This window comes from Pontibacillus marinus BH030004 = DSM 16465 (assembly GCF_000425225.1).
Classification (GTDB): Bacteria; Bacillota; Bacilli; order Bacillales; family BH030062; genus Pontibacillus; species Pontibacillus marinus.
Genome location: NZ_AULJ01000033.1, coordinates 71,869 through 80,475 on the forward strand (window position 1 = coordinate 71,869; position 8,607 = coordinate 80,475).

At 39.2% G+C, this 8,607-nt stretch carries 5 protein-coding genes, 1 rRNA gene and 2 riboswitches; all 6 genes read left to right on the forward strand.

Annotation, left to right across the window (positions count from 1 at the left end; genetic code table 11):
- A complete protein-coding gene (locus tag H514_RS0107200) occupies positions 1–1,266 on the forward strand; it encodes a DUF58 domain-containing protein (protein WP_027446355.1) in 1,266 nt (421 codons plus the stop codon).
- Positions 1,266–3,476, forward strand: a complete 2,211-nt coding sequence (locus H514_RS0107205) for a transglutaminase-like domain-containing protein (protein ID WP_027446356.1) — start codon at positions 1,266–1,268, stop codon at positions 3,474–3,476. Before H514_RS0107200 ends, H514_RS0107205 begins: the two co-directional genes overlap by 1 nt.
- A gap of 28 nt (positions 3,477–3,504) precedes the next feature.
- Positions 3,505–3,606, forward strand: a riboswitch (purine riboswitch).
- A 116-nt stretch (positions 3,607–3,722) separates the two neighbouring features.
- Positions 3,723–5,270 carry a glutamine-hydrolyzing GMP synthase gene (guaA, locus tag H514_RS0107210; protein ID WP_027446357.1) on the forward strand — a complete coding sequence of 516 codons (1,548 nt, stop codon included), beginning with the start codon at positions 3,723–3,725 and terminating at the stop codon, positions 5,268–5,270.
- A gap of 86 nt (positions 5,271–5,356) precedes the next feature.
- Positions 5,357–5,458, forward strand: a riboswitch (purine riboswitch).
- A gap of 152 nt (positions 5,459–5,610) precedes the next feature.
- The gene (locus tag H514_RS0107215) at positions 5,611–6,945 is read left to right on the forward strand and encodes an NCS2 family permease (RefSeq protein WP_027446358.1); all 1,335 of its coding nucleotides are present in this window, start codon (positions 5,611–5,613) and stop codon (positions 6,943–6,945) included.
- Positions 6,946–7,104: 159 nt separating this feature from the next.
- Positions 7,105–7,896: an STAS domain-containing protein gene (locus H514_RS0107220; RefSeq protein WP_027446359.1), complete on the forward strand. Its 792-nt coding sequence runs from the start codon at positions 7,105–7,107 to the stop codon at positions 7,894–7,896.
- A gap of 410 nt (positions 7,897–8,306) precedes the next feature.
- A 16S ribosomal RNA gene (locus tag H514_RS0107225) occupies positions 8,307–8,607 on the forward strand; the annotation flags it as partial.

The window sequence follows — 8,607 nt, forward strand, 5'->3', positions numbered from 1 at the left end:
ATGAAGAACTACTTGTCACTCATTGGAAAGCTGTTATTCATTGGTGTACTATTTGGCGTTCTTTATGCTTACGCCATGTTTCAGGGGGGCTTTGTGAGCTGGTTTCTATTCTATGCCATGCTTCCATTTATCCTCTACATGATCTGCATCATTTTTTATCCCCTTTCAAGATGGAAGATTACAAGGTCGATGTCCAAATCGATATTACAATCAGGTGATTCCGTAACAGCCTATCTCACGATCAGAAGAAAGATTCCATTCCCTTTATATTACTGTATCATTGAGGAATATGTGCCGGAGTCTTTAGAAAGAAAAGGGAGTAGGTCGGAAACATATCAATACATGAGCAATCCAAGTGCTTTATCCAATAAACAAAAAGTGAAGAGCGTTGCTTTTCCTTGGTTTAAGAGAAAATTTGAATTCCGATATGAATTTTCACAGGTTCCGAGAGGTGAACACCATTTTCATACGATTCGTGTGCGTACAGGAGACTTACTAGGTTTTGTTAAGAAGCAAGCTTATTTTACTGTTCCGAGTAACATCTTGGTATATCCGCATCGCCGAAAGGTGCAAATAAGTAAACGCGTCAACAGTTTTGAAGAGGGGGCAGCACCTTCTTTTTCCCCTGCTAAACGTGATACAACCGTCGTAACTGGTGTTCGAGAATATATGCCAGGTGATAAATTCTCCTGGATTGATTGGAAAACAACAGCAAAGAAAAATGCTGTTATGACAAAAGAGTTTGAACAACAGAAAAGTTCAGATATTCTGCTCGTGTTAGATGCAGAGGAAAGTGATGAGGAGAAGCGTCTTGCATTTGAAGGATGTGTGGAATTATCCGCATCCTTAATTCATGCTTATAAAGGAATGTCTTCTCAGTTGGCATTTCTATCACTAGGTGAAGAACCTCGCTATTTTCCGTTTACAAAAGATCAGGATCAGCAGGTTTTCATGAATCAACATCTGGCACGCATTGAACCTGATGGAAAAGTTCCTTTTGCGGATGCAATATTAAGGCAGCAACAATCCATGCCGAATAATTTGATTGTCATGCTTGTAACACGCAAAATAACTGCGCATTTAAAGTCATCTGTTATTCGTCTAAAGCAAAACAATGCCAGAGTGGTATTGTTTCTAATTGATTCGCATGAACGAATTACTGGATCTGAAGAGCAAATGCTTCGAGAGTTAACGATAAGTGGCATTGTCGTGAATGTTTTGACAGAGTCACAAATGACACAGCAACAATTTGAGGTGAACACATAATGGCGAATACCTCACAGGATAATCGACAATTGTTTTTTAGAGGAATTGTCTATCTATGTGGTTTTTTACTTTTTTGGGAATGGCTTAGACCGTTAGAGGAAGTAACGGATACATCGGATATTTCAATATTTGTCATTTATGCAGCCTTTTGCTTCTTTTTATCGTTTATCCAGCTTCCTTGGTACTTCTCTACACCCCTAAAATTAGTAGGTCTTGCCTTTATTTTAGATGGGCTTTATATGCCACAACGCTTTTTATCAAAAGAGTGGTTTGGGTTCTTCTATGAACACATCCAATATAACGTGAATGTGATTATGGATTTTCAGTGGTGGGAGATGACACCACTCTTCCGCAGTTTACTCTTCTTACTGCTACTGTGGTTGATGAGCTACCTGCTTTACTATTGGTTTGTGGTTGCCAAGCGGATTAGCTTTTTCGTGATTTTAACGATTATTTACTTAACAATTCTAGATACCTTTACGGTGTATGAGGCGAAGGTTCCGATTATCCGTACCTTCTTAGTCTCATTAACGATCATGGGAGTATCAAGCTTTGTGAAGGAAATGGAGAAGGAATCGATTAATCTTCGAGAACGGAAAGCATCGTATATTTGGGTGATCCCTCTAATTCTGGTTGTATTGGCCTCTAGTGTTGTGGGATATGCTGCTCCGAAGCAAGTCTCCCAATGGCCAGATCCAGTTCCGTTTATTAAGTCTACTGCTACAGGCTTTGGTAGTGGTGGCTCTGGTGGAAGTATTCAAAAGGTTGGATATGGTACCAATGATGAGCGTCTAGGTGGATCCTTTGTGCAAGACGATTCTCTTGTGTTTCAGGCTCTTGCCAAAGATGATCACTATTGGCGTATTGAAACGAAGGAAGTTTACACAGGTAAAGGCTGGGTCCGTGATGACCAAGGATTCTTTCAAGAAGTACCTAGTCAAAACCTCGTGAATGTACTTCCTTATTCAGATGAAGTAAAAACAGAGAAAAAGAATGCCCTAATCGCTTTGGAGGATCGTGCATCTTTTTCAAAATTAGTTTATCCCTATGGAATTCAAAAGGTTTTAGGCAGTAGGGCTGAATCTTTTGAACTGAACAGAACAACTGGGGAGATTTTACCGCAGAGAAATGGTGAAACAATAAAACTTGATCGTTTTAGTCTATCTTATAACCAACCTTCTTTTTCTTTTAAACAGCTACGAAATGCATCTACTCAAGACCCTAAAAATATTAAAGAGCAATATACACAGCTGCCTGAAAGTTTACCTGATCGAGTTCGTCAGTTAGCAGCTACGATCGTTGAAGGAAAGGATAATCGATATGATAAGGCTAAAGCTATTGAAGGTTACTTTTCTCGAAATGGCTTTGAGTACGATACGCAGGACATCCCAGTTCCAGATGAAAGTGAAGATTATGTAGCAAAATTCTTATTTGAAACAAAACGTGGCTACTGTGATAATTACTCAACTTCCATGGTTGTTTTGCTAAGAAGCCTTGGCATCCCAACTCGTTGGGCAAAAGGGTTTACAGGTGGGACAGAAGCAGAACAGGTTGAATATAACGGTGAAATGTATAATAAGTTTGATGTAAAAAGTTCAAATGCTCACTCCTGGCCTGAGGTTTACTTCCCAGGTGTAGGTTGGGTTCCATTTGAGCCTACTCAGGGTTTTTCGAATCCTACAGAAATGTACATCGAGGAAACGGATGATAATGAAGAGGAGGACCAGGCGACAAATCTTCCTGACCAGTCTATGCAGGACCCTATGCAAAAACCAGAGTCCATGCAAGAAGACCTATTTGATGAGTCTAATGGTGGATTGTCTTCATCTGAACCATGGATACCTACTAAAGTGTTACTTGGCATTATAGCTGGAGTGATTCTTTTAGCTGGTTTACTATTCTTCTATCGATTCCATATTCAAATGGTTTACTATAAGTGGCGTTTCTATCGAAATCCAAATAAAGAAAATTATGAAGCGGCTTATCTTTTCTTATTAAAATCATTAGATGTAAAAGAGAAGATTACTCGCTCTCCTCAACAAAGCTTGAGAGAGTATGCCCGTGAAGTTGATTCGTTCTATCAATCTCGAGATATGGGGATTCTCACCCATCACTATGAGCGATTGTTATACCGTAACGATCTCCAGGGGCAACCTTGGGATAAGGTTAAGGAATTGTGGGAAAATTTAATTAAAAAGACATTGTCTTGACCTTCATGACCTGCCTTGATAGAATGAGTGCAACTTAATAAGAGACCTTCATATATCCTCGATAATACGGTTCGAGAGTCTCTACCGGAGCACCGATAATGCTCTGACTATGAAGGCAGAAGCCGTGTGAGTTATATGTATACAGGGGATTTCTGCCTTCTATGGGCAGAAATCCCTTTTTTTATTGAACCTCTTAATAGGTTTATAGCGATCTTGCATGAAAAATAGAAACCATTAATAAAGGAGATGACATACATGAGCCAGGTAAATGACATGATTCTTGTACTCGACTTTGGTAGTCAGTATAATCAGCTGATTACAAGACGAATCCGTGAGTTCGGTGTGTATAGTGAATTGCATTCTCACAGACTAACAGCGGAAGACATTCGCCGTATGAACCCGAAAGGTATTATTCTTTCAGGTGGTCCGAATAGCGTGTATGAGGAGAATAGTTTCAGGTGCGACCCGGAAATATTTGACCTCGATATACCGGTTTTAGGTATTTGTTATGGGATGCAATTAATGACCCATCATTTTGGAGGAAACGTACAACGAGCAGATGAACGTGAATATGGAAAAGCAAACATCCATGTTCAGGAATCACCTCGCTTGTTCGGAGGCCTTCCAAAAGAACAAGTTGTTTGGATGAGTCATAGTGATAAAGTAATTGAAGCTCCTCAAGGATTCGCGGTAGATGCTGTGAATGAGTCATGTCCTGTAGCGGCTATGAGTCATCAAGAGAAATCTTTATATGGGGTTCAATTCCACCCAGAAGTTCGTCATTCCGAATATGGTAATGATTTATTGAAACAGTTTGTGTTTCAGATCTGTGAATCCAAAGCAGAATGGACCATGGAAAACCTTGTTGAGTTAGAAGTTGAAAAAATTCGCGAACAGGTAGGCGACCAAAAAGTCCTTTGTGCTCTAAGTGGTGGCGTGGATTCTTCTGTAGTTGCAGCACTTATTCATAAAGCCATCGGTGACCAATTAACGTGTATCTTTGTAGATCACGGACTATTACGTAAAAATGAAGCGGATAGTGTTATGGAAACGTTCGGCGGTGACTTTAATATGAACGTTATTAAAGTAGATGCTCAAGAACGTTTTATGTCTAAACTTCATGGCGTTTCGGATCCTGAAGAAAAGCGTAAGATCATCGGTAATGAATTTATATATGTGTTCGATGATGAAGCAGATAAACTGAAGGATATTGACTTTTTGGCTCAAGGTACCCTTTATACAGATATTATTGAAAGTGGTACAGAAACAGCGCAAACGATAAAATCTCACCACAACGTAGGTGGTCTTCCTGAGAATATGCAATTTAAGCTAATTGAGCCTTTGAATACGTTGTTTAAAGATGAAGTGAGGGCGTTAGGTACAGAGCTTGGTGTTCCTGATGAAATCGTATGGCGCCAACCATTCCCAGGACCTGGACTAGCGATTCGTGTACTAGGTGAGATTACAGAAGAAAAACTTGAGATCGTACGTGAATCTGATGCTGTTCTTCGCGATGAAATTAAAAAAGCAGGCTTGGATCGTGATGTTTGGCAGTATTTCACAGTATTACCTGACTTCCGTAGTGTTGGTGTTATGGGGGATGCCAGAACGTATGATTATACGGTTGGAATCCGCGCAGTTACTTCAGTGGACGGTATGACATCTGATTGGGCGCGTATTCCATTCGATATACTTGAAAAGATTTCGAACAGAATTGTAAATGAAGTCCAGCATGTTAATCGTATTGTGTATGACGTAACGAGTAAGCCGCCTTCAACGATTGAATGGGAATAAAAGCGAATGTTTTCTCTGATAAATGTAAATAATGTTCGTTTTTAATGTTGACTCTTGTCGAAATGACTAGTAAGATGGTCATATAATAAATGAATAACAACCACCATCGTATAATATTGGGGATAAGGCCCAAGAGTTTCTACCGGACTACCGTAAATGGTCCGACTACGAGGTAATTGCTAGATTAACGACAAGAGAGTGAATCATATATAAGGAATATATATGTATTACTTCCTTTAATTCGTCTAGTAATTCCCTCTGGTTCGATAGAAAACACTCTTGGCTATGCCAAGGGTGTTTTTTTATGGATTGGTGGCGTGAATCAGGGAGGAATCAAGTTATGAAGAAATTCTTCAAGTTTAACGAATTAGGTACTAATTATCGTACTGAGTTTATAGCAGGATTAACGACGTTTTTATCAATGGCTTATATTCTGTTTGTAAACCCGAGTGTTTTGGCGCTTGATGGGGTGGAACAGCTACCAGAAGGTGTTTCGCGAATTGATAAAGGCGCAGTATTTACAGCTACAGCCATAGCGGCTGCGATTGGCTCACTCATAATGGGGCTATTGGCTAAATATCCGATCGCTCTAGCACCTGGTATGGGATTAAATGCATTTTTTGCCTATACAGTTGTTCTTACGTACGGAATTAATTGGGATGTAGCGTTAGCCGGTGTATTTGTTTCAGGATTAATTTTCATTATTTTAACGATATCGGGCATACGTGAAAAAATTATCAACGCTATTCCTTCCAATTTAAAAATGGCAGTTGGAGCTGGTATTGGTCTGTTTATAGCGTTTATTGGCTTTCAGAATTCTGGCATTATCAAAAGCAACCCAGATACACTTGTACAACTTGGGCCTTTAGGTGAATCGACCACAATGCTTGCTATCTTTGGTCTTGTTGTATCTATTATTCTATTGGCGGCAGGTGTGAAAGGTGGAATCTTCTTTGGAATGATTCTTACATCAATTGCAGGGATTGTCACTGGTTTAATCGATCCGCCATCAGGGTTGAATGGAATTGTAGGATCTGTACCTAGTGTAGCTCCTACATTTGGTGAAGCGATCGCTCATTTACCAGAAGTGTTAACGTTAGATATGCTTGTTGTTATATTAACCTTCTTATTTGTGGACTTTTTTGATACAGCTGGTACTCTTGTAGCTGTTGCAACTCAAGCAGGTTTAGTGAAAGATAATAAAATTCCAAACGCTAGTCGTGCATTGTTCGCTGACTCAGCTGCAACAGTAGCGGGTTCAGTTCTTGGAACATCTACAACTACTTCTTATATTGAATCATCTGCCGGTGTTGGAGCAGGTGGTCGTACTGGCTTTACAGCAGTTGTAACAGCAGGGTTCTTCTTGCTCGCCTTAATTTTCTCTCCATTATTAAGTGTTGTAACTCAAGAAGTAACTGCGCCAGCTCTGATTATTGTTGGCGTTCTGATGTCAGCTTCATTGAAAAATATTGATTGGGATCAATTTGAGATTGCAGTACCTGCTTTCCTAACGGTTATAGCAATGCCTCTAACCTATAGTATTGCTACTGGAATTGCGATCGGATTTATCTTCTACCCAATAACAATGATCGTAAAAGGTAGAATAAAAGAAATTCATCCGGTCATGTATTTCTTATTTATTGTATTTGTTCTTTATTTTGTTTTCTTAGGTTAAATAATGAACGGACACAACACGGGCTCATTAAAGGGCTCGTGTTTTTTGTTAATAAAATTACAGGTTATTTTTTGCTTGTAAACAGGAGTTGTGAGAGTATTATGATAGAACTATTCTAAGAAGGTTTTATTTCATAATCTTGATAGAGGTGACAATCCCTTGAAAAACCAAGAGTTATTTAAAATAGGAACTATAATAGAAGAAAGAAAACATGAGTTAGCAAAACAAGTGAAAGAAGAAGAGAATGAAGAGGCCGCTAAAGTCTTTGAAGAGCTTTATCAGCTTTTTGCTGATGGTTTAAAAAATGGAAAAGAAGAAACTGTTGGAAATGTGACGGAGTGGGGCAAACGAATTGGAAGCCTTTCTATTGAGTATGGTGGGAAATTAGATGAAGCGTTAAAAGGAACCTCGGCATTCCGAGATACACTATGGAATACAATTGAAGGAATAATGAAAGAAGAGGACTTTAGCCGAGATTCGGTATTCAGTGTTGCTAGGATAATTGATCCTCTTTTAGATGAAGCTATCTATGCCTTTAGTACGGAATACGTTGATTCTTATAAAGAAACATTGGATAAAGCTCAAGAAGAATTTTTGAAGTTGTCTGCACCTGTTGTACCCATTTATGATGGTGTAGCTGTATTGCCTATAATCGGTAGTGTTGATGAAAATAGAGCTTATTATTTAATGGATACTACTCTTAAGGAAGCCACGAAAAGACAATTGAGCTACTTATTAATTGATCTTTCGGGTGTAGCTGTTGTAGATACTATGGTGGCAAATAGCATCTATAATATTATCCACTCCTTAGAATTGGTAGGGGTAAAAGCTATCCTGGCAGGAATTCGACCTGAAGTAGCTCATACAATGGTTAGCTTAGGTATTAATTTCTCTGAAATCCAAACCTACAACTCATTACAACAAGCTCTTTCAACCCATGTCTTTGAGTAATAAAACATGTTATAATATAAAGACAATCAAAAGCGCTCTTTCCTTTTAAATAAGGATGAGCGCTTTTGATGTATTAGAGTTAATAAGTGTTTTAACAACTCTTTTAAATAGATTTTAAAAAATATGAATCTACCTATTGCATTCCTCTTTGCGTACGTGGTACATTATTAATTGTCGCATTGAGAGCGGCAACGCCAAGCATTCGAAAGAAACTAATCAAATAAACTTTTTCATTAAAAGTTATTGACTCTCTTTCGGATAAATGATATATTAATTGAGTCGCTGTTTTGAGGCGACGAAATAAAAGAGACACACTTTGATCCTTGAAAACTGAACGAAACGACATGTTACGTCAATGAATATTTTTTATTTTTTTAAAGCCAGACATCATTTTGATGCAAAGGCGAACTCTTATGGAGAGTTTGATCTTGGCTCAGGACGAACGCTGGCGGCGTGCCTAATACATGCAAGTCGAGCGCGTGAAACAACATGATCCCTTCGGGGTGATTGTTGTGGATCGAGCGGCGGACGGGTGAGTAACACGTGGGTAACCTACCTGAGAGATCGGGATAACCCCGGGAAACCGGGGCTAATACCGAATAATCGTTGGAACCGCATGGTTCCAACGTAAAAGGCGGCTTTTGCCGTCACTTTCAGATGGACCCGCGGCGCATTAGCTAGTTGGTAAGGTAACGGCTTACCAAGGCAACG